Source organism: Rhizobium sp. BK529, from assembly GCF_014194105.1.
Taxonomy (GTDB): Bacteria; Pseudomonadota; Alphaproteobacteria; order Rhizobiales; family Rhizobiaceae; genus Rhizobium.
Genome location: NZ_JACIAU010000009.1, coordinates 1 through 20,917, shown reverse-complemented (window position 1 = coordinate 20,917; position 20,917 = coordinate 1). Strand labels below are relative to the sequence as shown.

The 20,917-nt window shown below is 59.9% G+C and carries 29 protein-coding genes and 1 pseudogene; 13 read left to right on the top strand and 17 right to left on the bottom strand.

What is annotated here, in order from left to right; genetic code table 11:
- Positions 1-98: 98 nt before the first annotated feature.
- Positions 99-638: an MOSC domain-containing protein gene (locus FHX08_RS31055; protein WP_184328211.1), complete on the bottom strand. Its 540-nt coding sequence runs from the start codon at positions 636-638 to the stop codon at positions 99-101.
- 441 nt (positions 639-1,079) lie between these two features.
- Between FHX08_RS31055 and FHX08_RS31050 the strand changes: the two genes are divergently transcribed.
- Complete coding sequence (locus FHX08_RS31050) at positions 1,080-1,487, top strand: hypothetical protein (protein WP_132658312.1); 408 nt, start codon at positions 1,080-1,082, stop codon at positions 1,485-1,487.
- 103 nt (positions 1,488-1,590) lie between these two features.
- Here FHX08_RS31050 and FHX08_RS31045 read toward each other — a convergent pair whose 3' ends face one another.
- Positions 1,591-2,091: a hydrolase gene (locus FHX08_RS31045; protein ID WP_184328210.1), complete on the bottom strand. Its 501-nt coding sequence runs from the start codon at positions 2,089-2,091 to the stop codon at positions 1,591-1,593.
- A 2,051-nt stretch (positions 2,092-4,142) separates the two neighbouring features.
- Between FHX08_RS31045 and FHX08_RS31040 the strand changes: the two genes are divergently transcribed.
- Together FHX08_RS31040 and FHX08_RS31035 are read left to right on the top strand one after the other, a co-directional pair.
- The gene (locus FHX08_RS31040) at positions 4,143-4,595 is read left to right on the top strand and encodes a DUF2383 domain-containing protein (protein WP_184328209.1); all 453 of its coding nucleotides are present in this window, start codon (positions 4,143-4,145) and stop codon (positions 4,593-4,595) included.
- Positions 4,595-4,756, top strand: coding sequence for a hypothetical protein (locus FHX08_RS31035; protein ID WP_184328208.1), 162 nt, complete (start codon positions 4,595-4,597; stop codon positions 4,754-4,756). Before FHX08_RS31040 ends, FHX08_RS31035 begins: the two co-directional genes overlap by 1 nt.
- Before the next feature lie 7 nt (positions 4,757-4,763).
- On the opposite strand, the gene FHX08_RS31030 is transcribed toward FHX08_RS31035, so the two are convergent.
- Positions 4,764-4,982, bottom strand: a complete 219-nt coding sequence (locus FHX08_RS31030) for a hypothetical protein (RefSeq protein WP_132658236.1) — start codon at positions 4,980-4,982, stop codon at positions 4,764-4,766.
- Between the two features lie 44 nt (positions 4,983-5,026).
- Positions 5,027-5,269: a DUF2188 domain-containing protein gene (locus FHX08_RS31025; RefSeq protein WP_132658238.1), complete on the bottom strand. Its 243-nt coding sequence runs from the start codon at positions 5,267-5,269 to the stop codon at positions 5,027-5,029.
- Positions 5,270-5,523: 254 nt separating this feature from the next.
- Here FHX08_RS31025 and FHX08_RS31020 point away from each other — a divergent pair, with 254 nt between their 5' ends.
- A complete protein-coding gene (locus FHX08_RS31020) occupies positions 5,524-5,709 on the top strand; it encodes a hypothetical protein (protein WP_132658240.1) in 186 nt (61 codons plus the stop codon).
- Positions 5,710-5,838: 129 nt separating this feature from the next.
- Positions 5,839-6,902, top strand: a pseudogene (locus FHX08_RS31015) (DNA topoisomerase IB).
- A 358-nt stretch (positions 6,903-7,260) separates the two neighbouring features.
- On the opposite strand, the gene FHX08_RS31010 reads toward FHX08_RS31015, so the two are convergent.
- Positions 7,261-8,085 (bottom strand): manganese catalase family protein, encoded by an 825-nt coding sequence (locus FHX08_RS31010; RefSeq protein WP_184328207.1) that lies wholly within the window; start codon positions 8,083-8,085, stop codon positions 7,261-7,263.
- 614 nt (positions 8,086-8,699) lie between these two features.
- Between FHX08_RS31010 and FHX08_RS31005 the strand changes: the two genes are divergently transcribed.
- Positions 8,700-9,314 (top strand): alpha/beta hydrolase, encoded by a 615-nt coding sequence (locus FHX08_RS31005; protein WP_184328206.1) that lies wholly within the window; start codon positions 8,700-8,702, stop codon positions 9,312-9,314.
- 112 nt (positions 9,315-9,426) lie between these two features.
- Here FHX08_RS31005 and FHX08_RS31000 read toward each other — a convergent pair whose 3' ends face one another.
- Together FHX08_RS31000 and FHX08_RS30995 are read right to left on the bottom strand one after the other, a co-directional pair.
- Positions 9,427-9,615 carry a hypothetical protein gene (locus FHX08_RS31000; protein ID WP_184328205.1) on the bottom strand — a complete coding sequence of 63 codons (189 nt, stop codon included), beginning with the start codon at positions 9,613-9,615 and terminating at the stop codon, positions 9,427-9,429.
- Positions 9,616-9,894: 279 nt separating this feature from the next.
- Entirely contained in the window at positions 9,895-10,164 is a 270-nt protein-coding gene (locus tag FHX08_RS30995) for a hypothetical protein (RefSeq protein WP_184328204.1), read from the bottom strand.
- Between the two features lie 469 nt (positions 10,165-10,633).
- On the opposite strand from FHX08_RS30995, the gene malQ reads away from it, so the two are divergent.
- The 3 genes from malQ (at position 10,634) to FHX08_RS30980 (ending at position 13,439) form a co-directional block, all read left to right on the top strand.
- On the top strand, positions 10,634-12,451 hold the full coding sequence (malQ, locus tag FHX08_RS30990; protein WP_184328203.1) for a 4-alpha-glucanotransferase: 1,818 nt from the start codon (positions 10,634-10,636) through the stop codon (positions 12,449-12,451).
- Positions 12,452-12,810: 359 nt separating this feature from the next.
- Positions 12,811-12,960: a hypothetical protein gene (locus FHX08_RS31810; RefSeq protein ID WP_246698432.1), complete on the top strand. Its 150-nt coding sequence runs from the start codon at positions 12,811-12,813 to the stop codon at positions 12,958-12,960.
- Positions 12,957-13,439, top strand: a complete 483-nt coding sequence (locus FHX08_RS30980; RefSeq protein WP_132658253.1) for a DUF2243 domain-containing protein — start codon at positions 12,957-12,959, stop codon at positions 13,437-13,439. Before FHX08_RS31810 ends, FHX08_RS30980 begins: the two co-directional genes overlap by 4 nt.
- Positions 13,440-13,671: 232 nt before the next feature.
- On the opposite strand, the gene FHX08_RS30975 is transcribed toward FHX08_RS30980, so the two are convergent.
- Positions 13,672-14,235: a NuoB/complex I 20 kDa subunit family protein gene (locus FHX08_RS30975; RefSeq protein WP_281412399.1), complete on the bottom strand. Its 564-nt coding sequence runs from the start codon at positions 14,233-14,235 to the stop codon at positions 13,672-13,674.
- Positions 14,236-14,366: 131 nt separating this feature from the next.
- On the opposite strand from FHX08_RS30975, the gene FHX08_RS30970 reads away from it, so the two are divergent.
- Entirely contained in the window at positions 14,367-14,738 is a 372-nt protein-coding gene (locus FHX08_RS30970) for a hypothetical protein (protein WP_184328201.1), read from the top strand.
- A gap of 251 nt (positions 14,739-14,989) precedes the next feature.
- Here the strand turns inward: FHX08_RS30970 and FHX08_RS31805 are convergent, their stop codons facing one another.
- The 3 genes from FHX08_RS31805 to FHX08_RS30960 are packed head-to-tail and all read right to left on the bottom strand — an operon-like array spanning position 14,990 to position 15,594.
- Positions 14,990-15,178, bottom strand: coding sequence for a hypothetical protein (locus FHX08_RS31805; protein WP_246698431.1), 189 nt, complete (start codon positions 15,176-15,178; stop codon positions 14,990-14,992).
- An 11-nt stretch (positions 15,179-15,189) separates the two neighbouring features.
- Positions 15,190-15,369 carry a hypothetical protein gene (locus FHX08_RS30965; RefSeq protein WP_184328200.1) on the bottom strand — a complete coding sequence of 60 codons (180 nt, stop codon included), beginning with the start codon at positions 15,367-15,369 and terminating at the stop codon, positions 15,190-15,192.
- Between the two features lie 9 nt (positions 15,370-15,378).
- Complete coding sequence (locus FHX08_RS30960) at positions 15,379-15,594, bottom strand: hypothetical protein (RefSeq protein ID WP_184328199.1); 216 nt, start codon at positions 15,592-15,594, stop codon at positions 15,379-15,381.
- Between the two features lie 374 nt (positions 15,595-15,968).
- Here FHX08_RS30960 and FHX08_RS30955 point away from each other — a divergent pair, with 374 nt between their 5' ends.
- The 3 genes from FHX08_RS30955 to FHX08_RS30945 all read left to right on the top strand — a co-directional run bounded on the left by FHX08_RS30955 (position 15,969) and on the right by FHX08_RS30945 (position 16,611).
- Complete coding sequence (locus FHX08_RS30955; RefSeq protein WP_184328198.1) at positions 15,969-16,169, top strand: hypothetical protein; 201 nt, start codon at positions 15,969-15,971, stop codon at positions 16,167-16,169.
- Position 16,170: 1 nt separating this feature from the next.
- Positions 16,171-16,377 (top strand): hypothetical protein, encoded by a 207-nt coding sequence (locus tag FHX08_RS30950; RefSeq protein ID WP_132658267.1) that lies wholly within the window; start codon positions 16,171-16,173, stop codon positions 16,375-16,377.
- A gap of 84 nt (positions 16,378-16,461) precedes the next feature.
- The gene (locus tag FHX08_RS30945) at positions 16,462-16,611 is read left to right on the top strand and encodes a hypothetical protein (RefSeq protein WP_184328197.1); all 150 of its coding nucleotides are present in this window, start codon (positions 16,462-16,464) and stop codon (positions 16,609-16,611) included.
- A 256-nt stretch (positions 16,612-16,867) separates the two neighbouring features.
- Here the strand turns inward: FHX08_RS30945 and FHX08_RS30940 are convergent, their stop codons facing one another.
- The 6 genes from FHX08_RS30940 to FHX08_RS31295 form a co-directional block, all read right to left on the bottom strand.
- Positions 16,868-17,329 carry a ferritin-like domain-containing protein gene (locus FHX08_RS30940; protein ID WP_184328196.1) on the bottom strand — a complete coding sequence of 154 codons (462 nt, stop codon included), beginning with the start codon at positions 17,327-17,329 and terminating at the stop codon, positions 16,868-16,870.
- Between the two features lie 288 nt (positions 17,330-17,617).
- A complete protein-coding gene (locus FHX08_RS30935; RefSeq protein WP_184328195.1) occupies positions 17,618-17,989 on the bottom strand; it encodes an oxidoreductase in 372 nt (123 codons plus the stop codon).
- 230 nt (positions 17,990-18,219) lie between these two features.
- Positions 18,220-18,498: a hypothetical protein gene (locus tag FHX08_RS30930; protein WP_184328194.1), complete on the bottom strand. Its 279-nt coding sequence runs from the start codon at positions 18,496-18,498 to the stop codon at positions 18,220-18,222.
- A 235-nt stretch (positions 18,499-18,733) separates the two neighbouring features.
- Positions 18,734-19,600 carry an SDR family oxidoreductase gene (locus FHX08_RS30925; RefSeq protein ID WP_165911991.1) on the bottom strand — a complete coding sequence of 289 codons (867 nt, stop codon included), beginning with the start codon at positions 19,598-19,600 and terminating at the stop codon, positions 18,734-18,736.
- 296 nt (positions 19,601-19,896) lie between these two features.
- Positions 19,897-20,394: a DUF4142 domain-containing protein gene (locus FHX08_RS30920; protein ID WP_184328193.1), complete on the bottom strand. Its 498-nt coding sequence runs from the start codon at positions 20,392-20,394 to the stop codon at positions 19,897-19,899.
- Between the two features lie 246 nt (positions 20,395-20,640).
- On the bottom strand, positions 20,641-20,917 hold a 277-nt coding region (locus tag FHX08_RS31295), incomplete at its 5' end, for a hypothetical protein (protein WP_210288448.1).

Below are 20,917 nucleotides of genomic sequence, written 5' to 3'. Positions count from 1 at the left end.
CCGGAAGTCGGTGAGAATTGCCCGCCGTTTGTCGCCGCACCGTTCAGCGAACATGGTCCGGTAGCCTCCGATCACCAGGCAAAGCCGGTGCGAGCCTTTCAGACCCGTTCCAATGGCAGGAAAGGCGGGGCGGGTAGTCTCTGCTCGATGACGTCACCTGCTTTCACGATACCGCCCTTCAAAACGATCGTCATGATGCCTGCCTTGCGGATGAGCTCGCCGTTCGGCCCCCTGTCCAGGACGGCCTTCAACAAGCCCGGCTGAAAGCGGTCGATCTGGGCGCAAGGATTGCGAAGTCCTGTCACCTCAAGCTCGACATCCGGACCAAGTTTCAAAATGGTACCACGAGGAAGAGCAAGAAGGTCGACACCACTCGTCGTCACGTTTTCCCCGAGATCGGCTGGCCAAACCCGAAAGCCTTTGGACGCCAGCTCCTCGAACAACTCGGCGTGGATGAGGTGGACCTGTCGGAGGTTCGGCTGTGTCGGGTCGGTACGCACGCGAGACAGATGCTGGACGGTCTTGCCGAGATGCGCGTCGCCTTCGACGCCGAGACCGGCAATCACGCGGATCGCCTCAACTCTTGTCTTCGAAAACCTATGCCTTGAATCCGCTGCGACGGCGATGACCTTGCCCATGTCAGAAATCCGATCCGGTGAACGCTCTCAACAGACACCGACGACCGCGATCTAGCAAGCGGCGATCGGCCTCGTCCCGACCGCCTCTAACTCGATGATCCGCCAGCCGTCGAGGACATGGTCTTATGCCGTTCGTTTCCGAATTGATACCCGCAATGTTTAATCCTGCTGTTGCAGTTCAGGTGTCGAGGAAACCAGCCTCGACGGTTCGGCGCTTGGGCGTGCAGAGCCGCCGATATCGTCGGGACGTGGGGCCCACGTACTTTCTGAACATGTGGACACTGCCATTGAGCGCCTCATCATAAAGTGCCTCCGATATGTCCGCCCTACTGTTGCAGGGTCTTACGGATGTCTTTTCCGGCGATGGAACAAATGGCGCTGCCGAGACATATCCGGGCAGTTTCAACCAAGTCCGGCCTCGCTGTCGAGAAGGAGCAATCGATGCCTACGAAAAAGGAGCAGCCCATTTTGGTCGATGAAGGCGCAAAGATCGGCGAGCCCGTCCCGCTCGGCATCGTTGACACGAACACCGCATCAATCGGTATTCCGCTGCAATCGGAACTTGACGCTTCAAAGGAAATCAGCGCGCTGCGCAAGGAGCTGAACACGCTTCGCCAGCAGATCGCCGAGGCCGCCGGCGCAGTGAAGGGTGGGGCACGCCAGGCGGCGCGGCAGACCGAGGCGGCGGTCAAACTGTACCCAGTCTCGACACTGGTCACCGTCGCCGCAATCGTTGGCGTGTGTGCGTTTGCGTTCGCTGGCCAAAAGGCTGCGCCGTCGCGTTCGCGGTACGACCGGGCGCTCGACGACCTTCGCGATCTGTACGCCAGGCTGCGTGACCGCTTCTGATCGAATTTTCGGTCACGGTTGTCTCGTCGGCTTCATCTTCAGGCCCGCCAATCAGATGTTGGAGCCGACAATCCGTACAAGCCTTCTGATTGACAATCCCGCCTCAGGCCGCTGGGCCGTAAGGCGTCAGCAGACGCTCGAGCGTGACGGGCCGCAGGCCGCGCGCGTCGACGCCGACGTCGAACTGGCGGGGGAGGGGCTTTAGTCGGCCGTGCGAATGTCCGTGCAGGTTGATGGACTTCTTGCTCATCTGGTTCCAGGTCCGGAACGCGTAATGGCATAGGATGAGATGGTGTCCGTCCTGGCGCAGTTCCGCATAGTACTGCACGCTCTCCCATCCCGGTGAGTCAGTCGTCGTGCGCGTGTCGTTGTTGCCGATGATCAAGTGCTTCCGGCCGTTCAGCCGGGAGAGCAACGCCCCGCAGTCGCCCGCTTTTGCCGACATGAAGTCTCCGAGATGCCAGACCTCATCATCGGGGCCAACCGTCTCGTTCCAAATTCGGATCAGGGCGTCGTCATGGTCGATCATTCTGGAAAACGGGCGCTTGTCGAGGCGCAGGACGCGCAAATCGCCGAAATGTGTATCGCTCGTATAATAGTTCATCTGGCATATCTGGTGCTTCACGCTCGAACGTCCACGACTTGGCGGTCATCGAAGTCGGCTCGACATTGCGACTTCAGACGCCTGCAGAGGCGGGGCGGAAATTCCGCTCCGATCGAATCGCCAGGTGCGCCAAGATTGAAGAGCCTTGCGCCCAAAAATGCGGGAAGGACAAAGTGACCTCGTGGTACCGATCGTGATGCGGGCTTGGCGACCGCCGCAGCTAGCCGGACAATTGTCGGCCGGCCTCAAGACCGGAGCTCGGCAATCCGCGACCCTGCCTGGGAAAGCGCAGCGTGTCGCTCAACCGCCGAATGTCGGTATGGATACCTGGACCTGGCCGCATTGCGGCAGGTCCAGGCTCGCTTGCGTGGGACGGAACTCCCGGAAGCTTTTGAATATGATTCGCCCTTAGCCTGCAGGCTTTGTCCGAAAACGTACCGACTGACGCTATCGGCGAAGGGTTGCTGTCCTCAGCACATGATCGGCAGGCGAGATGGCCGGTGCGAGCGCGGGGAATGCGAGGGCGACCGCTGCGCACGTTGACGCCGTTATCTAAATCTACTCGACGTCAAGCATCCCGCTTGAAGGGGGCGGATCAGCGACGTCGCAAGAACCGACCGCCTTGGCTTCCCAGAATTTCTTTTCAGCTTGAGCTGGAACCAAAGCAGATGTTTCGAGGTTCGTTGATCGACGCGGCGGCCTTGACCTCCCGCAAGGCGAGATCGCCCCTCTCGATCGCTGCGTCGCGTTGTGAAGAATGCCTCCGGCACGGTCTCCCCCAGTCGGAGGCATTTTTATGGTTCGGGAAGAGGAAATATGTGGGTCATCAGTTGGTGAGCTGACATCCGGCTCCTGTACGAACCACCAAACCGGAAGAATTGGCGTCGCCGATATGCGAGCGCTCGTGATTAGGTCAAGCCTTAGTCTCGCCCAATATCGGTCGGGTATCGGATTCCGGATCTTTTTGGAGATAGTCGGTCGCGGCGACGACCCGAAAAATATCCACAAACTCGCAGCGACGGTATCGGGAGGGGCTCCGCAAAACACGGATCACGAGAGAAAGGGCGAGGTGTTTTAGGACCGGCTTTCATTTCTGTTGCTGCGTCGTGAGCCCATGGACCCCGTACGGTAGCAGACCGGATCCTTTTATTCGCTGACAAGTTTCCTCGCCTTTGAAGGAGCGGCGGTGACGGATGCCTGTCAGAGGAGAGCGCTATGACGAACGAGGACCCGTACGGATCAGCCAAGGCCACGACCGAATACGAGGCGCAGGGAAAGCGCGGGGCGCGAGCCGGAAAAGCCCTCTCCGGTTGGGCAGTTTTCGTGGCGGCCATCTTCGTTGGAACAATCCTCGCTTGGGTCGCGCTCCACGAGGGAGTCGAGACGAACCCTGCACCGGGTCCAACCGATGATGGAATTCGCTCGGGGCGCGGAGCAGCTCAGAACTGAACCGGCCAGATCAACTTGCGGGCTTGTCACCGCTTCCGCGCAGAGGGTTCTGCAAATTGCGAAGTAGCTTGCCGATCTTTTTCCGGTTCTGACCACCAAGAACGCGCAATAGCGCCTTCAAAGATTCACTCGTCATATGGTCTTCTCCTTGCTTTTGAGCGCGAGCCTGACACGCCCGGTGGATGTGTCGTCGAATGCTTGCCGCCGTCGAAAATCGCGCCTGAACCAGGTCGCTCGCGGTGAGATACCGTGATTGACGCGGGCCGGCACCGCCTATCCTTGGTTCTGCTTCGTTAGGGTCCCCTTTGCTGTATTATCTTCCACCAGGTGCCAGGCAACTTGTCGCGGCATGCACAATCCGGGCGCGGGGCTCTGCCATCCGCGCGCCGCGCTGTCCGCTCATGTCTAGGAAAATCACTAAGCTATAGCTCCCAATGCGCAATCTTCGCCGCAAGGAGCGTACATCTCAGGTGCTGCCAGTCAGCAACGTCCCGGCCCTAAGGCCGTCGCTCCGGTACGTTACCGCACACGGAAGCATCGTTGCGGAACCAAGCCGGCGCCCAACCATTGCGTGAGACCAGCATCAGAAGGAGGATAGTACTATGGTCACGACGGTCGGCGAGGAAGCCAGCATCGAAAAGCTAGTCACGAATCTAATCTACCTTGAGCATGACGCGATCGCCGCCTACGAGTCCTGCATCGATCGTCTCGACAATAAGGAACTCAGCGCGCAAATTGCGACGTTCAAACAGGACCATCTGCAACACCTTAGGGTTCTGACGGAGATGGCCCGGGAACTGGGTGTCGAGATACCCTCCGAAGGCGATATGAAGCAGATGCTGACGACAGGCAAGATCGCACTTGCAGATATGTGGGGCGATGCCGCGATCCTCAAGGCGATGAAGACGAACGAGGACGACACGGTCACCGCCTATCACCGCGCGATCCGGCACGAGGATGCGATCCCTGCGTCGAAGGCTTTCTTCATGAAGGCCCACCAGGATGAGGAACGCCATCGCGCCTGGATGAGCACAACCGCAGATACGCTGTCTTGATGGCACCAGCCCACCGCCCACTCGTGGCTGTCACGCGTATCGAGATCGCCGGTGACGGCGACGTGATCGTCGTCGTCATGACGAACCAGCATAGTGGCAAGCGCAGCTTTGGGGGTCGAGCTTGCCATTGTGTGACGACATTTGAAACGCAGTGGCGGTGAATTCGGGTTACCTGTCGGAGGAGGAAACCTGGAGTTGTCCGCTGACACGCGCGTCGTTCAGCAAGCTGCCTTTGAGCATGGCCTGGGTGACCTTGCCGTTGCGATAGGCCTCGATGACTTCACGATGGTCTTCTTCAAGCTCGACGACCGAGACCGGCTCAACAATTCCGAGCTCCGTCATGAAGCTGCGCAACCAGGTTGATTGTTCTGCCTCAAGATTCGACATGGAAAGGTCCTTTCATCGTCCGCAAGCCGTTTGAGCGAGCCTCGTCACGTGTCGTCGACGACGCCCGTTTCAGGACGCTCCTCGCCGCTGACTTCCTGGGTCAGCCACGCACCGTTTTCATCCTGGAAGGTGATCTCGGCTCCTTCGCCGGTGAGGCGCTGCCGTTTCGCAGCTGCGCGGGCCGCCTGGAGAGCCTCTTCGTGAGATGGAAATGTCTCGGACCAGACGTCAGCGACGCGATAGGCAAATCCCTCGTCATGTTCGTCGACATGATAGATTAACGCCATTGGATCCTCCACGTTACCTGACCACAACGAACCTCGATGGAGCAAGTTCCTTCATTGCCTTGTTGCCGCGGAGCAAAAAGCGCTGAAGCGTGCTTAGCCCTTGCCATGGCCGCTCACCATCGGCTGATCTTGCAAGGCACTCGCCCCAGTCCGAAGCATCGCGGCGAAGTCGAAAACCGGGCCTTTGCGTCCGCTAGCGTACGGCATCCCGCGCGACACAAGCGCGTTATGTCCTTCTGAAGAAGGAGGCGACCATGCCAGATACAGAGATCGCGCGGAAGAGAAACGTCATGAACGCCGAGCAGAGGATGGACGTCCTGGAACGGACAAGCCAGGCGGCACGGGAGGCACTGGAAGAAGAGCGACGACAGCGCGATGCCAAGACTGCCAGACTTCGCCTGGCGCGCATGCAGGCTGAAGCGCGAACCCGCCAGCTCTAAGAGCCTTCGCTGACTGCAGCGCCCTTCGATATCGGCCAAATACGGTGGATCGCCAGATGACTCATGTGCCCGCTGCGACGCCGCCTGCCCCTAAAGGGATCTCGATCGATGTTTACGAGTTACCGGCAGATGAACCACATTGTCAGCGACCTCGATGCCATGGCCGCGGAGGCAGAACTTGCCTCTGGTCTCACCTACATCTCCGGACTTGAAACGGGCATCACCGGCAAAAGCGGGGTGACGGCTTCGACTACTACCTGGTAGAGGGCAGGCGCATCACAGAAGCGGCCGAAATCGACCGGCTGAATGCTCTTGCAATCCCGCCCGCCTATGAGAATGTTATTATCTCGACCAATCCTTTTTCGCATCTGCAAGCCGTCGGAACCGATGCCCGCGGGAGGCGTCAATATCGCTATCATCCGCAGTGGCATGCGGAGCGGGGCAAGGCAAAGTTCGATCGCTTGGGCGACTTTGCTCGCCGGCTTCCCGACCTGCGCGCCAGGGTCGATATCGACCTTCGTTCCCGTGGCCTTACCCTGGACAAGGCATTGGCGACGGTCGTCTGGATGCTCGACAATCTTTACATCCGGGTTGGCAACCCGGCCTATGCCAAGACGAACAAGTCCTATGGATTGACTACGCTTCGCAGTCGTCACGTCGTGGTCGACGGCGGTAGCGTGCAGTTTCGGTTCAAAGGCAAATCGGGCAAAGAATGGAACCTCTCGCACGCCGACCGCCGGATTGCCAATGTCGTGCGCAAACTTCAGGAACTGCCCGGTCAAAACCTGTTCCAATACGTGTGCGAGGACGGTGCACGTCGCCAGATCACCTCACATGACGTCAATAGCTACATCAAGGACGTTACTGGTGGGGACTTCAGTTCGCGACAATTCCGGACCTGGGGTGCCACCTGCTTGGCGGTTGAGGCGCTTGCCTCGGTGGAGCCGGCCTCGACGAAGCGCGAGCTCGCCCGCCAGCTGAATCTGGCGATCGATGGTGTCGCCGCAAAGCTCGTAAATACGCGCTCCGTCTGCCGCTCGTCCTACATTCATCCCGCAGTTTTCGAGGACTTTCAGGCCGGCGTATTGGGCGATGTCCTTAGGCTCAGGACACGCAGTACCCGGCTTCTGGAATGGATGGACGTGGACGAAGTTCGGGTGCTGAAATGGCTACGCAAGCGCTCAGCGGGCTGATGGTAATCCTTTGGTCCAGGGCTGGCCGGCTTCCCGAAAAGATCGGACGATGTTGGGCGGGACGGTATCTTGTTTTGCAAGGAAGCGCCAAGATAATTGCTGAGCGATCACAGACACATCGAAATGGCCGTCGCCAAGATCAACAGGGGCGGGTGGACCGCACTCGGCCATACCGACGCCGCGCCAAGGCCCATGCGCGCCAAGGCCCTTGCGCTCGGTTGGCATCGGCGCGACAGCGCTCTCGGTCTCGATGAGGCCGCCTCAGCCTATCGCTCGTGGGCTCGCCAGTGGTTGACGGATAAGGCAGGGGCGACCTTTGCTGACGCCAGGAGTGGCGGGCCGAAGCCCGCCACTACTATTACATCTGTTCGCGTTGCGCGCCGCTGTTTGGAAGTGCCGGGCCGAGCGCCGGTTCAGGACCAAGCGGTTTCATCAAGGCGGTCACGAACTCGCCCTTTCCATCAACCGAGGGTCCTTCCGACCAACGGCCGGGAGCGGGCGTGCTGCCATCCTGATGGAAGCCGAGATAAGCGTAATTGAACTCCTGGTTTTCCTGTTCCTGTGGAAAGCTGTTTGGGATCGGGAAGACGCCCTTGGATCCGCCAAGCTCCTCGAGGGCCGCCAGCCATTGGTTCTGGTGCATCGTGTCGCGCGCGATCAGAAAGGACAGCATCTCTTTCATGCCCCGGTCGCTGGTCAGATTGTAGAGCCGCGTCGCCAGAACGCGTCCCGTCGATTCGGCGGCGACATTGGCCGTCATGTCTGCGGCGATGTTGCCGCTCGCGTAAATATGGGACATATCGAAGGGAACACCGTCCGAATCGACCGGCATCGCCGACAGACTGGCAGACAGCAGGTTCTTCATGTTGAGGCCGCCAAGGACCGCGCTTGCAACCGGATCGGCCGCCACTTCATCCTTGATCGAAACCGGAGCACCTTCAAGGTTGAGGGCAACAGCCGTCGCAAGCATTTCAATATGCCCGAGTTCTTCAGTGGCGGTGTTCATGAGAAGATCGCGGAACTTCGGATCGCCGCGAGCGCCGCACGCCTGGAAGAAATATTGCATGGCGACGCGGATTTCGCCTTCGACGCCGCCGATCGCCTGCTGCAATGCGCGGGCAAACTGCGGATCCGGCGTTTCGACACGTACGGGGAATTGAAGCTTGTTGTCTGTGTAGAACATGGACATCTCCTGGGGGGTTGGCAAGGTCCGGGTAACCAGCCCATCAAGCGATTGTTCCCGCCAACACTAGTCCGTATGCCGACGATCGATGCCAGAGGCCCGCTGGATGTACCAATGGGCGGCGGGTGCGGCAGACATCATGCCCTCCCGCAACAGACAGACCGGCAGACAACGCCAGGCTCACGTCTTCAAGGTGGAGCAGCTCGTCGATCCGCCGGCGCGGGCTAAGCAGGAATCTTGCGGATAGCAGAGAGGCGCGGCGGACCTTTCGGGCTGCCGATCAAGGATTTACAAGCCTCCGCGAACCATCAAGAGGCTTCGCAATGACACCAAGGGGCAATGCAAAAAAAGCCGTGGCTCTCTGCGGATCGCTTGCCCTCCGCCGCGTGGATCTGGGCGGGAAGGGTAATGGCGACGGCAACTGGAAGAGGCGTTGTCCCAAAGCGTACGAAGCAGAAAGGAGTGCTTGCGGCCGTTGCGGTAGAGACACATCTACTAGCGTGGCCTCGAAAACGTCCTCGCGTAACCGCTCGTCAATCGGTCCTCGCGCGGCTTCGCCGGTTCCGACACGCGTCGGGGGGCCCCGGCTGCCACCGTAACATCTAGCAGATCCCATGATATCGCGCGAACTTCTCGTCGTATTATTCCATGGCAGCGGTGCGTCTGGAGCCCAGATGATGCCGCTTGCCTCATCCTGGCGTTCATCCCTTCCAGATGCGAATTTCGTTGCTCCCGCCGCGCCCTTTCCCCATCCGCGGGGCCATCAATGGTTCAATATGGATGGCTATCAACTCCAACCGGAACGTATCGAGGCTGTTCGAGCGGCCTTCGACACCGTGGTCGGCGAAATCATCGACCGGGAAGGATTCCGCAATGCCCATCATCGCGTCGCCTTCATTGGCATATCGCAAGGTGCGATCGTCGCCCTTGACGCGGTTGCCACCGGCCGCTGGAGTATCGGCGCTCTCGTCTCGTTTTCCGGTCTTCTTCCGCCCGTGCCCGTCTCTTCGAAGAGCAAGCAGACACCGATCCTCCTCCTGCATGGACAGGCCGATCAGACCATACCGGCGTTTGCCTCGACGATGGCTGCGGCGCGGCTCGGAGCGGCCGGATTGAGCGTCGAACTCGAGGTGGAGGAGGGCGTCGGGCATACAATCTCCACTCGGGCAGCTGCAAAAGCGTTGAGCTTCCTTCACAAATCCTTGGTCCCTAGTGGGATCGAAGAATGACAACTCGGCCCTGGCCTTGGCAACGCTAGAAAGGCACAGTACGAGACGCGGTCGCGGGAGCTTCATGAGCTCGCACTGCAGCGGCTCGTGTCGCCTCGGAGCCGGATCGCTATCAGCGTGTGGCGCGCGGCATTACGCAGTTGGTGAGAAGCTCATGACGAGTCGCGAAGGCGCCGAACAGGCGGAGTAGGTCACGTGTCTGTTTATCGCCGAGTTTGTGGTCGCTCGCGAAACGCTCGACCTCCAAGACTTCGTTGGCCCGACCTGCAACAATGATTTTCGGGTGAAAATGCGTACTCATATGAAAGCGCCCTCCGCATTGCGGCATAGAAACGCCGAAGATCGCGAATCGTTCCGAAAGAAAACCCGCCTACCGAGAGCCACTGCCGCTCACTTTGTCGGTGGCGAGCTCGCGTGTCTGAGAAGGGCCAAGATGCGCGTTGCCGTCAGTACGGCCTGCTTGGGCAGCCGGACCCCGCGCTGATCGCGGCAGCGGGCCTTGTTCTATTCCGACTTTCATAAGGACCGCACTTTGCGAACAAAGGTGGGGCGTGAGCGACAACGTGGGCCAACGCGCACCTCATTGGCTATCGTGTCCTGGAAGCGCGCCAGGTGGTGCAGGCGCCGCGGGCAACGCCTTGTCTGTGCCTTCACGATCGGGCGGCACAATGGGCGCAGTAGGGGCCCTGGAGACATAGAGCCCGCCAATCATGGCCACTATCGCAATCAGGAAAGCCCCGATCATCGCCCCTACCGATCGTCGCGGATCCTGAGTGATCATCCCGACGGCCAGGGCAAGACCAAGCACGGCCGCGCCTCCTGCGACAACGAAAAGCCAGATATGGTTCATGTTCACGCTCCAGTTGTTATCGGCTCAAAACATGTTTGAGGCCCGCTTGTTCCAGGGCGCGCGCTAATCGAGATCGCGAGCTGTGTCGTGAGGGCCTACCGGCCGAGAAGAGGACACGTTCGCAGCTGTAGACGGGCGATCGGACAAGGAACGAATTGGGTTGGCCGAAGTTAAGCTGCGATCCCACCTCGGAGTGAAACGATGGCTGACAACCAGCTGACAAAGGGCAAAGCTCAATACGGGCCGCAAATTCCTCCGGCGCCTTATTCTGAAGTGGCTCGTCCCGATTGCCAACCGGTCGCCGCGGTTGACCAGCCGCAAGAGCAACCGAAATCGCCACTGCCTGACTACACGCTTTTGATGAGACAGGCCCTTGAAGGCCGAGCCTAGGCGGGCTGTGGCCGCCAACCGTTCCTGCCCATCAGGATCCGCCGGAACGGTAGGCGTATGTATCGACTGGAGGTCCAGCATGAGAGAAGCCGTCGGATCGATCCGACGCCTGGCAAGGCAAAAAGGCATCGAACTCATCCGCCCCTCACCCGACGGGCGTGCGGTGCGGGTTTCCGACGAGAACCTGCGCAGGATGCTTGTCGCGCTCGGGGAGAATGTCGATGGCTTCGTCTCTGGGCAGGTCAGCCGGTGTCACGCACCCGCTGATCTTGTCAAGCAACCGGCGTGGGGGCTCAGTCTGCAACTCTACGAGCTGCCTTCAAGCCGCAATTGGGGCATTGGTGACTTCAAGGATCTTTGGACCGTCTGCGCCATAGCCGGTCGTCTTGGCGCCGACTTTGTCGGCCTCAACCCCCTGCACGCCGGTTTCCTTTACGATGCCGGTCGGTGCAGCCCTTATGAGCCTTCCAATCGCAGGTTTCTCAATCCCCTCTATATTGCCGTGGACGAGGTAGGTGGTTTCGTCAGCGACCCTGCTGTAGACACGCAGCTTTCAGAATTGCGCGCAAGTTCGCTCGTAGATTACGAAGCTGTGGCACGCCTGAAGCTCGGTGTTCTTTCCTCGCTCTGGGAAGAGGGTCGAAAAGCCGCCAACCCGGCGTTCGAGAGGTTCGTCAGGGAAGGCGGTGAAAGCCTGCGGCTTCATGCGTTGTTCGAGACGGTGTCACACTATCAGTCAGCGGCCGGTTTGGGCGCCGGCTGGGCCTCTTGGCCCTCGGAGTACCAATCGCCCCACAGCGAGACGGTGAACGCTTTCGCCCGGGATCATCGCGCCGAAGTCGATTTCCATCAATGGCTGCAATGGCTGGCTCACGTGCAGCTATGCGAGGCACAGGAGTGCTGTCGCAAGGCCGGTATGCGGGTCGGCCTCTACCTTGATGTCGCTGTCGGGGAAGCGCTCGACGGGTCTGCTACCTGGAGCGAGGGACCCGCCTACGTGCGCGGAGCAGCTATTGGCAACCCTCCCGAGCCCTTCGCCGTTCAGGGACAGGATTGGCGATTGGCGGCCCTGCGGCCCGACAAGATCACGGTCGGCGAACCTTCGCCATTCACCCGCCTCATGAGCGCCTCGATGCAATATGCCGGCGCCATCAGGATCGATCATGCCGCCGCCTTTGCGAGACTTTATCTCGTTCCGACCGATGCGACCCCGGCAGACGGTGCCTATGTTCGCTATCCAACCGATGACATGCTGGAGCAGCTGGCGAGCATCTCCCTCGAGTTCAAATGCCTGGTCATTGGTGAGGACCTTGGAGAGGTCGCAAGCGGATTGCGCGAGGACCTCGCCTCGGCCGGCGTGCTTTCCTATCGCATCCTCTCCTATGAGCAGACAGCCGATGGTCTCGTTCTTCCGCAACACTACCCGCAGCTTGCGCTTGCCTGCGTCTCCACCCACGATCATCAGACCTTCACCGGATGGTGGAAGGGCGCCGACATCGATCTTCGTCTGGAACATGCGCTTGTCTCGGAAGAGACAACGCTCCAACATCGAGAGACCCGGACCGAGGAGCGCAAGCGGGTCCTCGAGGCTTTTGCAGCATTGGGTCTCGCCCGACCAGATCGAAAGCCGGGCACCCACAAGCCGGAACAGCTGGCCGTGGCGGCACATGAATTCGTTGCCATGACGCCATCAATGCTTGTCTCCGTTCGTCTGGCGGACCTGACGGACGAGCAGAAGCCGACTAATATTCCTGGCACCGACAAGAGCTATCCAAACTGGAGGCCGAAGCTCTCGTCGGATCTGGAGGCTCTGGAAAAACATCCGGTCGTTCGCCGTGTTGCAGCAATTATGAACCGCTATCGTGCGCGCCATCCGGCAGTTGTCGGGACGCCCTGACTATTCGCAGCTCTTGCATCGGTTTGGTTTCGATGCTGCTTTTCCTTTTCTCCTGGCCAAGGCTTCTGCCCTCGCAGACCCTTCGTTTAATGCACAGAACCGAGCGGGCCCTCTGGCCTGTGGCTCAACGGTACGGGCGCCATCCATCTCGTCAAGGAGCCAGCTGCAGTGTGTCGGCAGCCGCCTCGCCCTTCACATCAGGTTCGGACCTCGATGAGACATGTGTACGCTAGCGCACCCTCGAAGGTGTCGGGGAACCAGTCACGACGACGCAGGTTCGAGGGCGAGATGACAGGAGAGCGGCAATGCATGCGCCAGATTGGATGACGATTTTTTCTGTAGCCACTTTAGCAAGTTGGATGGCTGCCGGAGCGATGGCGATATTCGGCGTCCACGAAAGCGTGAGGCATCCGGCCGCGACCCATGCGGCCGAACTGCTGATGGCTGGTTTCATGGTCATCGGTGCGACCTCTATCACCCTCGTCATCCTGATGTTGGCGCTGTCGTGACAAGTGTCAGCCCCCGTATCGCGCCCGTCTTTCCCTTCTTCGCCGGATTCTGCCTTGGCGTCGGTATCGGCGGATTTTTCGACGGCGTCGTCTTCCACCAGCTTTTGCAATGGCACCATCTGTTCAGTTCCTGGTATCCGATCACGTCGTTCGAGAACCTGCGGTTCAACATATTGTGGGACGGCGTGTTTCATTCTGCGGCCTATCTGTTCATCCTGGGCGGGCTTTTCCGCTTATGGCGTGCGGCGCGCCTTGTTCACTTCAGGTGGTCGACGCGGTGCCTGGCAGCCTCCATGTTGACGGGATTTGGAACCTTCAACCTGATCGAGGGCCTTGTCGATCATCAGTTGCTGGGGATCCATCATGTCAATGAAACCGTCGCTCGAACCCACTGGCTCTACTGGGATGTCGGCTTTCTGGCCTGGGGCGCAGCGATGCTGCTGATCGGCCTGTTGCTGTGGAGGCGCACGCATGCGTGACATCAGAGCGGCTCTGTTGAAGGAAATAGTGACAGCGTCTATTTGGGCCGCGTTCGGCCTCGGCGTTCTTTTCGCCACGCGACCAGTTTGGTCTCAGCTTCTTTTTGCAGAAACGGGCGCGCTTACCGATCAGGTCGCCATTCGTTGCCTCGGGCTTTAGCCGTCGACCCACTATCGCTCGGTCGCCAGCCACCGAGCTGTCGACATTGACGCCAGCCAAGGGCCGCCTGCCTTATCGTTCGATCGTGCCGTTGCGCCGGATCTTTCTCTGCAGAAGCAGAATGCCGTAAAGCAGCGCCTCGGCCGTCGGCGGACAGCCGGGGACGTAGATGTCGACGGGGACGACGCGGTCGCAGCCGCGTACGACCGAGTAGGAATAGTGATAATAGCCGCCGCCGTTGGCGCAGGAGCCCATGGAAATGACATAGCGAGGCTCCGGCATCTGGTCGTAGACCTTGCGCAGCGCCGGCGCCATCTTGTTGCAGAGCGTGCCGGCGACGATCATTAGATCGGACTGGCGCGGGCTGCCGCGGGGTGCGACGCCGAAGCGCTCGACATCGTAGCGCGGCATCGACATCTGCATCATCTCGATGGCGCAGCAGGCGAGCCCGAAGGTCATCCACATCAGCGAGCCGGTTCGTGCCCAGGTGATGAGTTCATCGGTGCTTGTCACCAGAAACCCCTTATCGGCCAGCTCGGCATTTATCATCCCCATTGTCGGATCGTCGCGCCGGCTTTCGCCGGGAAACTTGAACTGTGTGGGCGCTGGCTGCGTGTGATGGGGTTCATCTGACATTGTATTTCTCCTGTGTTGGGCACCAGACAGGCTTCGGCGGCAAAAGTTTCAGTCTGGCCGGCGAAAGATTGCCCTTCGGGGGGAACACGCGCGACCGTCTCAGGTTGGAACGCGTCAAATGCGGGGTGTTCATGCGTTTTGTTCCTTCACTCGTACACGGCCTTGCGGATTACAGTTCCGGCGCTCTCGTACTCGCAGTGCCTGTCGTCGTTCAGGAGCCGGAGCCCGCACGTCACGTGATGATGATCATTGGCACTCTCGTTCTTCTCAACGCGGTCCTGACCGATTACCGAGCTGGCATTCTGCCCTTTCTGCGGCTTCGCCTTCATCTGCGCATCGAGGCTGTCCTTGGCGCACTCATGATCGCCCTGCCATTCATCGTCACGTTAACCTTGCCCATGGCCATCATGACCTGCCTGTTCGGCGTGACGTTCCTGCTACTCGCGGCAACCACGGTGCTTCCAGAGCAAGCTTGCGGAAAACGTCGGCGTGACAGTGCGTAGCCGCGGCGGCGATAAGGCAGGATCAATTCCGCTATCGATCAATGCGGCTGGTCGCGAGCGGGCGCACGCGAGGCGATCTCGCTCAGAGCCTTCGCAATCGCCAAGGCAAGCCCGGCAGCCGCTACAGCGCGGCCCTCCGGGGTCGTTGAATTGGCAAGGCCATAGCCGTGCCGACGAACGATGGCCAGGGCGCGGTCGAGCGCGAAGAACGGAACAGCCGGGGCATGGACGCTTCCCGCGTCAAAGGCTGATCACTTCCGTGCGTCCTCGTGGGTGTGGTGGCGATCTCGTTCGCCACCCCCTCCCGACACGTCGCTTCGCCTCTTGCTGTCGGCCGCCGCCGGCGGCCTTTTGACCTGGAGCGGCGCCTTGCCGTTTTCGTGTGATGCACCCGGCCCACCCTGGCGAATGGTGGACGGGTTTTTCGATGATGTCGACATGGATCCTCGCTTCATCGGTCCTGCTGATAACCCTGATGGGTCGTGTTGACTTTGCTATTGCCCTGTTGTCCAACCCTATCCGGGTTTTTCGCCGACGTTTCTGCGACCGATCCCTGCTCCATGCGGGTGTGGTCGCCGGGACCCTTGTCGGACCGGTTGCCGGCCGGGACGGGGGGAAGTTTGCTCTTCATGTTATCCTCCTAGTCCGGATCTCGGTTGGCGGCATGATCATGATACTGTTCGGTCTGAACCGCCTTGTCATCTAGGCCGCGCTCGCGAGAGTGCTGCGCCTTGTCCCGGTTGGACAGGACCATGTTCTCGGGCAACGCGTCCGGCTCAAGATCAGTCATTGCGCCCGATCCGTCTCCCTTGCCCCTGGCGCCGGCACCAATATGTTTGTGATCTGCGTTTGGCATACTATCCTCCTGTTTGGCATTGCCTCACCTGCTTCCAACAACGAGGGCCCCGCGAAGTTCCGGCACCAATCGCCTTTGAGCGGTGATGACCCCTTTATGTGTGGCGCCTTGAAGTGTCGAAACGAGTTCGACGATCGATCCCATAGATCGGGAGGCGCATCACGCGGTGCCACAGGAGGGCGAGGAGACAAAACCGCGGCGATCTTCCAGAGGGGCCATGCGTCGCTATCCCTCCCGTTCTGCCCGTAGGGCCGGCTCGGGGCCTGCGGAGCGAAGCAATGTCACACACCGCGATCACCCTCGGTTAGTCGACAGTCGTATGGGGAACATCATGGCTTGATCGAGGTTACGACTTTGATGAAAGGAGATTGCTCATGGGAATGACCAAACCGAAGGACGGCGCGCCCGGCACGACCGATCAGTCACCGCGCTGGGAAGGCCCTCAGGAAAACACGCCGCGTGGGTATCTGCCTGCAAAGGATAATCCGGACTTGGCCGAAGATGCCAATGGCGAAACCAACGCAGATCCGCAGGTCAAGAAGATTTCCGACGGCTACAAGCAGAAAGGCGAGTGATATGCCTGATGTAAGAAAGGATGCCGAGGGCCAGTTCGCACCGTCCAAGGGTGACCGAAATGCGACGGGCGTCGCCAGTGCCAAGCCAACGGTAATCACCGGCTCGGAAGACGCGACCGCCCACAAGACGCCTCCGCGCGGCAAGCACGTGAAGGAATGGGATCTCGATTACGATCCGTCCAGCTCGAATGAGGGCCGCATGCGTTAAGGCAGACGGCCTCATTCTCCGCCGGCAGTTGCCTTTGACGCGTGGCGTCAGGCTGGACATGATTCGAGCGAAGGAGTGTTTTCCATGGCAGATGGCAATCAAGGACCAGACTGGTGGTTCGCATGGGATGGCGGCACCAATACCAACCTCGGAATGGTTCGTTTCCTCGCCCTTCCTCTTGCCTTCATCGCAATCTTTGGAACGATCATGTGGTTGGTCCTACCCACACCCTGATCCATTGCTGCACACCAGCGGCGAAATTACGCTTCCGCGCCGACGGAAACGTGGCTTGCGCGTCAAGCTGCTCGCCGACGGGCGCGCCGATCCGCGCCTTCCTTGAAATGGAGAGCGTTGATAATCCGCAGGCAGTCCTATAGACGCGCAGACGCGCCTACCTCGCAGGCCGCGGCTTGGCCCAAGGCGCCGTCGGCTATGGATGATCGCGAGATCGTTCGCAAAAACCTCTCTGTGACGGTGGATGGCAGGCTGATCAGACCTTGGCGGTCTTTCCCGACATGCGCAAGGACAGGAACTTCTTCGTCAGCATTGTGACATGGCCATCGAGCCAGCCTGCCATAGCCTCCTCCTCGGCGAGATTGGCCTTCAGCCCGGAGACAGCGGCCATGAAACCACCCGTTTCCGCCACTGTCAGCAGCGATTTGTAAGCGGCAATTTCAAAGTTTTCGAAGGCGAAGTTGGCGAAGGCGTTTTTCAGGATCTCATCACCCGCCACCGTATGGCCAAGGGCGGCCATTGTTCCCGTCACAGACAGAGCCACGTCCTTCAGCGTTGAATGGTCCTCGCCAAGGCCAGTCAGAATCTCCTCGATCCGGCGGATCTGCCCCTGTGTCTCGGTAATGTGCTGGTCGAGCTTCTCGGCCACTTCCGGATAATTTTCGATGCGGCTGAGCTGCGGCTTCATGATACTCAGCGCCTGGTTTTCCATCGCCATGGCGCGGTTGTTCCCAGACCCGCAACAGGCCTCGACGAGCGTCCGATACCGTACCAAAAGAGGGAGCAGCTGGGCCGGTCTTCGAGGAGACGGCACCCGGCTCCTGAGATAAAGTGGAAGAGATTGGTTCGAGGCGACAGAGAAAGATCTGCGACGCGCTTGGCCTGAGGGCGTTGAAAATGGCCGGCTTGCCGGGCGGCGATGTCCCGGGCAATCGTCTTGACTTGCCGACCCGCCGGCCCGCAATACGGGTGACGGGCCGGGAGAAAATGCGCTGCCGCTATCTGGTCAGCAGGCGTTGGCCGCACCGGACTGGGCGGAACTTGTGGGGGCAGGGTTTCCGTTGCCGCTGCCTGTCGTACGCTGGCAGTCGTTTGGATCCCCACCCGATGCACCGGACGTGGTCGTATTGTCCGACGGATTGCCTGCATCCGCCCCGGAGCCAGTCGAATTGCTGCCGGCCGAGTTGCCGCTCATGTTACTGCCGCCCGTCGTGCCATTGCCCGCGCCGCCGCTATTGGTGCCGGATGCACTGCTACCCGACGACGCGCCGCCAGACGTGCCGCCGCCGGCTCCTCCCGAGCCTCCCGAAGACTGGGCCATGGCCGACGTAGCAAGCGTGAGCGCGAGCGCCGATGTTGCAAGGATTTTGAGAATCATGACTATCACCTTTGGTTGGTCATTGTTGCAGCGAGTAATCAGTTCTCGTTGCAGGGCGCTAACCACCGCCGGCCGCCGGGGTTCCGACGATACAGCCCACCTTGCGTGTTTGTCCTCCACCGTACGGAAAGCGCCGATCCTATCGGGGCCGCCTGTATAAAACGGCAGGGAACGGCGCACTTGTCCCGGTTTTGCCTTCGCCTTGAGAGCGGTGCCTCAGCCCTTGATGCTTAATTGTTTCGGGACACATCCGGCAGGTATTGACGGTTGACGATGGCCAGGGTCCTGTCGGGGCGAATGATATAGGTTTCTTCAACCCGCCGTCCCCATTCGTCGGTAAAGCCATGGGGGAAAGTCGACCCGACTGGGGAGCGGGTCAGCCTGCTGTGCGGCTGGCCCTTATAGATGATGCTGCCGGGGATAGGAGAAAGTCCCTCGCCCTGGACGGTCGAAGAGGTGCAACCTGCCAGCAGGCCGACGCATAGTATGCTGATCGCAATGAATCTCATGATGAGTTCCTGACGTCGAAGAGAGGCTTGGCGGGAAAGGCGGAGGGGCAACCGAGCGCCGCCCGAGGTTGCGGTAACGTCTTCCATCGAGCGGTTGGCAGCGGTGGGACTTCTCGCTTTATTCCACGCTCGCGCAGGCTCCGGATCGCGCCCTGCCCATGATGGGAGATCGGATCTTCGCGCTGCCCCTGCAGTTGCGTCAAGGCTCCAGCTTGTTCAACCGGAGCCGTGACCGCTAGATCATCATTTCGCCGCCGGTGACCGGGATGACAGCACCTGTCATATAGCTGCCGAGGTCACTCGCCAGAAGCACATAGGCGCCCGCCAGTTCGGCAGGCTGGCCGGCGCGGCCGATCAGCGTTTGCTCGCCAAACTTCGCCGCCTTTTCCGCCGGCATCGTGGAGGGGATGAGCGGGGTCCAGATAGGACCCGGGGCCACAGCATTGACCCTGATCCCCTTGTCGGCGACCATTTCAGCCAGGCCGGCCGTGAAATTCAGGACTGCCCCTTTCGTCGATGCGTAGGCAAGAAGCTGTGGCGAGGGCTGGCGCGACTGGATCGAGGTCGTGTTGATGATAGCGCTTCCCGGTCGCATGTGCGCAACCGCAGCCTTCGACAGAAAGAAGGGGGCATAGATGTTGGTGCGGAAGGTTTCGTCCCACTCCTCAGCAGAAATGTCGCCGATCTGCGCATAGGTGCGCTGGAAGGCGGCGTTGTTGACGAGGATGTCGATTCCTCCCAAGCCGCTGACGGCCTTTTCGACCAAAGCCTTGCAATGGTCTTCCGACTTGATGTCGCCGGGTGCGAGAACCGCCTTGCGTCCCGCTTGTTCGACCCACTTGGCTGTGTCGCGGGCGTCCTCGTCCTCGTTGAGATACGAAATGACGACATCGGCGCCTTCGCGGGCGAACGCGATCGCCACGGCTTTTCCAATTCCCGAATCGGCGCCGGTGATCAGCGCGACCTTGCCCTCGAGTTTGCCATTGCCCTTGTAGGACCGTTCGCCGTGATCAGGAACGGGCTGCATCTTTGCCGTGCTGCCCGGCGGTTGTTGCTGCTGTTCTGGATACGGGGGCTTCGGGCGCCGGATTTCTTCTGACATTTGTCGATCTCTCCTGACAGGATTGCGAAAGGTCAAACCGATGGGCCCCACCATTGTTCCTTCTGCGCTCGAGCCAATGCAACATTTCGTGGCAGCCGACATGTTCGGTTCGTCCTTCGATCGTAGTCGGCAGACGTCGCATGCGACTTTGTTGGAACCTAAGTTTAAAGCCATGAAACCGAGGTTTCAGCCCCCCAGCACGACGCCCGTCCTCTAAAGGGGAACCTGTGTGATCAGCAGCAGGGCGTTAATGACAGGTATCGAACAGTACGACCGCTCTGCCCGGGCAATGCCCCCTATTTCGAAGCTAGGGCCTGAACGCGCGTCAGATGCATGTGCAGGTCCGGCAGAATTTTCATAGCAGTTTTCTTAAGCTCGCCATCCGGGCCCTGCTTCGAAAACTGATCGAAGAGCTCGACTGCCTGTTGGTGGGCTGTCACCTGCGTCGACAGATAGGCTTGATCCAAGTTGGCTGCATCGGCATTCTGCAAAGCTTCGACCTTCAGGCGATATTCGCTATCAAGCTCCGTCGGCAGTGCGATGCCGTCCTTTTTTGCAGCCTCTGCCAAGAGCGGGCCGGCCTTGCCGTGGTCTGTCAGCATGTCCTGCGCGAATTGTTTGGCGTCGGAAGCCTTGCCCTTGGCGATTTCGATCTTTGCCGCTTCCATTTCGAATTGATTAGACAGTGCAGCTTTCGTGGCGAAGTCGGTGGCGTGTTTTGTCGCTACGTCGTCGGCAGCCATCGCGGGCATGGCTGCGACGATAATTAATGTTGATGCAAGGAAGGCCTTCATAGTGTTCTCAATCGATAGGACTTCACGACTAACATCGGCGCAGGCCAGAAGTTCCCGACCTCGCTGCTAGTCGGTTTGACCGCGCGCGAGGGAACATGTCGTCTCGAGGGTTGAAAGGAAGCCATTAATTCAAGGGCCAGACGCGTGGGATAATCGGAAACCGGCCTCGAGAAACCATCACAAGGCCGGAACGGCTAAGAGCAAATCAATGTTTACATTATCGTACCGCGGGATGGATGACGCTCCCTACATCCGTAAGCTGCGCGCTGCGTCGCGATTGCGGGCGCAGTCTCGAAAACGCGAAGCATCGCCATACGTCTTCAGGTTCAAGTAGCTGTAGCTGCGCAACGCCACGAGGTCGACGCTCTCGTGGCGGGAAGCAAAGCCGGCGAGTTCCATAATGCATATTATGCGATCTGCGTGTGTAAGGGGGCAGATTCCAATTTCAAATGCAACGAAGACAATAATGGCCATGATTTCAGGAGGATGGAATGGCCCGCTCATTTGTGCAGTTGAGTATGGA

Coding starts and splice junctions, on each gene's coding strand:
- FHX08_RS30920 (WP_184328193.1), bottom strand. CDS start 20,394: ATGAAGGCCTTCCTTGCATCAACATTAATTATCGTCGCAGCCATGCCC.
- FHX08_RS31810 (WP_246698432.1), top strand. CDS start 12,811: ATGGCTGCCGGAGCGATGGCGATATTCGGCGTCCACGAAAGCGTGAGG.
- FHX08_RS31050 (WP_132658312.1), top strand. CDS start 1,080: ATGCCTACGAAAAAGGAGCAGCCCATTTTGGTCGATGAAGGCGCAAAG.
- FHX08_RS31000 (WP_184328205.1), bottom strand. CDS start 9,615: ATGAGTACGCATTTTCACCCGAAAATCATTGTTGCAGGTCGGGCCAAC.
- FHX08_RS30935 (WP_184328195.1), bottom strand. CDS start 17,989: ATGATTCTCAAAATCCTTGCAACATCGGCGCTCGCGCTCACGCTTGCT.
- FHX08_RS30945 (WP_184328197.1), top strand. CDS start 16,462: ATGGCAGATGGCAATCAAGGACCAGACTGGTGGTTCGCATGGGATGGC.
- FHX08_RS31010 (WP_184328207.1), bottom strand. CDS start 8,085: ATGTTCTACACAGACAACAAGCTTCAATTCCCCGTACGTGTCGAAACG.
- FHX08_RS30970 (WP_184328201.1), top strand. CDS start 14,367: ATGCGTTTTGTTCCTTCACTCGTACACGGCCTTGCGGATTACAGTTCC.
- FHX08_RS31805 (WP_246698431.1), bottom strand. CDS start 15,178: ATGTCGACATCATCGAAAAACCCGTCCACCATTCGCCAGGGTGGGCCG.
- FHX08_RS31030 (WP_132658236.1), bottom strand. CDS start 4,982: ATGTCGAATCTTGAGGCAGAACAATCAACCTGGTTGCGCAGCTTCATG.
- FHX08_RS30955 (WP_184328198.1), top strand. CDS start 15,969: ATGGGAATGACCAAACCGAAGGACGGCGCGCCCGGCACGACCGATCAG.
- FHX08_RS31020 (WP_132658240.1), top strand. CDS start 5,524: ATGCCAGATACAGAGATCGCGCGGAAGAGAAACGTCATGAACGCCGAG.
- malQ (WP_184328203.1), top strand. CDS start 10,634: ATGAGAGAAGCCGTCGGATCGATCCGACGCCTGGCAAGGCAAAAAGGC.
- FHX08_RS31005 (WP_184328206.1), top strand. CDS start 8,700: ATGATATCGCGCGAACTTCTCGTCGTATTATTCCATGGCAGCGGTGCG.
- FHX08_RS30975 (WP_281412399.1), bottom strand. CDS start 14,235: ATGTCAGATGAACCCCATCACACGCAGCCAGCGCCCACACAGTTCAAG.
- FHX08_RS30940 (WP_184328196.1), bottom strand. CDS start 17,329: ATGGCGATGGAAAACCAGGCGCTGAGTATCATGAAGCCGCAGCTCAGC.
- FHX08_RS31035 (WP_184328208.1), top strand. CDS start 4,595: ATGGCACCAGCCCACCGCCCACTCGTGGCTGTCACGCGTATCGAGATC.
- FHX08_RS30995 (WP_184328204.1), bottom strand. CDS start 10,164: ATGAACCATATCTGGCTTTTCGTTGTCGCAGGAGGCGCGGCCGTGCTT.
- FHX08_RS31045 (WP_184328210.1), bottom strand. CDS start 2,091: ATGAACTATTATACGAGCGATACACATTTCGGCGATTTGCGCGTCCTG.
- FHX08_RS30950 (WP_132658267.1), top strand. CDS start 16,171: ATGCCTGATGTAAGAAAGGATGCCGAGGGCCAGTTCGCACCGTCCAAG.
- FHX08_RS30930 (WP_184328194.1), bottom strand. CDS start 18,498: ATGAGATTCATTGCGATCAGCATACTATGCGTCGGCCTGCTGGCAGGT.
- FHX08_RS30960 (WP_184328199.1), bottom strand. CDS start 15,594: ATGCCAAACGCAGATCACAAACATATTGGTGCCGGCGCCAGGGGCAAG.
- FHX08_RS31055 (WP_184328211.1), bottom strand. CDS start 638: ATGGGCAAGGTCATCGCCGTCGCAGCGGATTCAAGGCATAGGTTTTCG.
- FHX08_RS30965 (WP_184328200.1), bottom strand. CDS start 15,369: ATGAAGAGCAAACTTCCCCCCGTCCCGGCCGGCAACCGGTCCGACAAG.
- FHX08_RS31025 (WP_132658238.1), bottom strand. CDS start 5,269: ATGGCGTTAATCTATCATGTCGACGAACATGACGAGGGATTTGCCTAT.
- FHX08_RS30925 (WP_165911991.1), bottom strand. CDS start 19,600: ATGTCAGAAGAAATCCGGCGCCCGAAGCCCCCGTATCCAGAACAGCAG.
- FHX08_RS31040 (WP_184328209.1), top strand. CDS start 4,143: ATGGTCACGACGGTCGGCGAGGAAGCCAGCATCGAAAAGCTAGTCACG.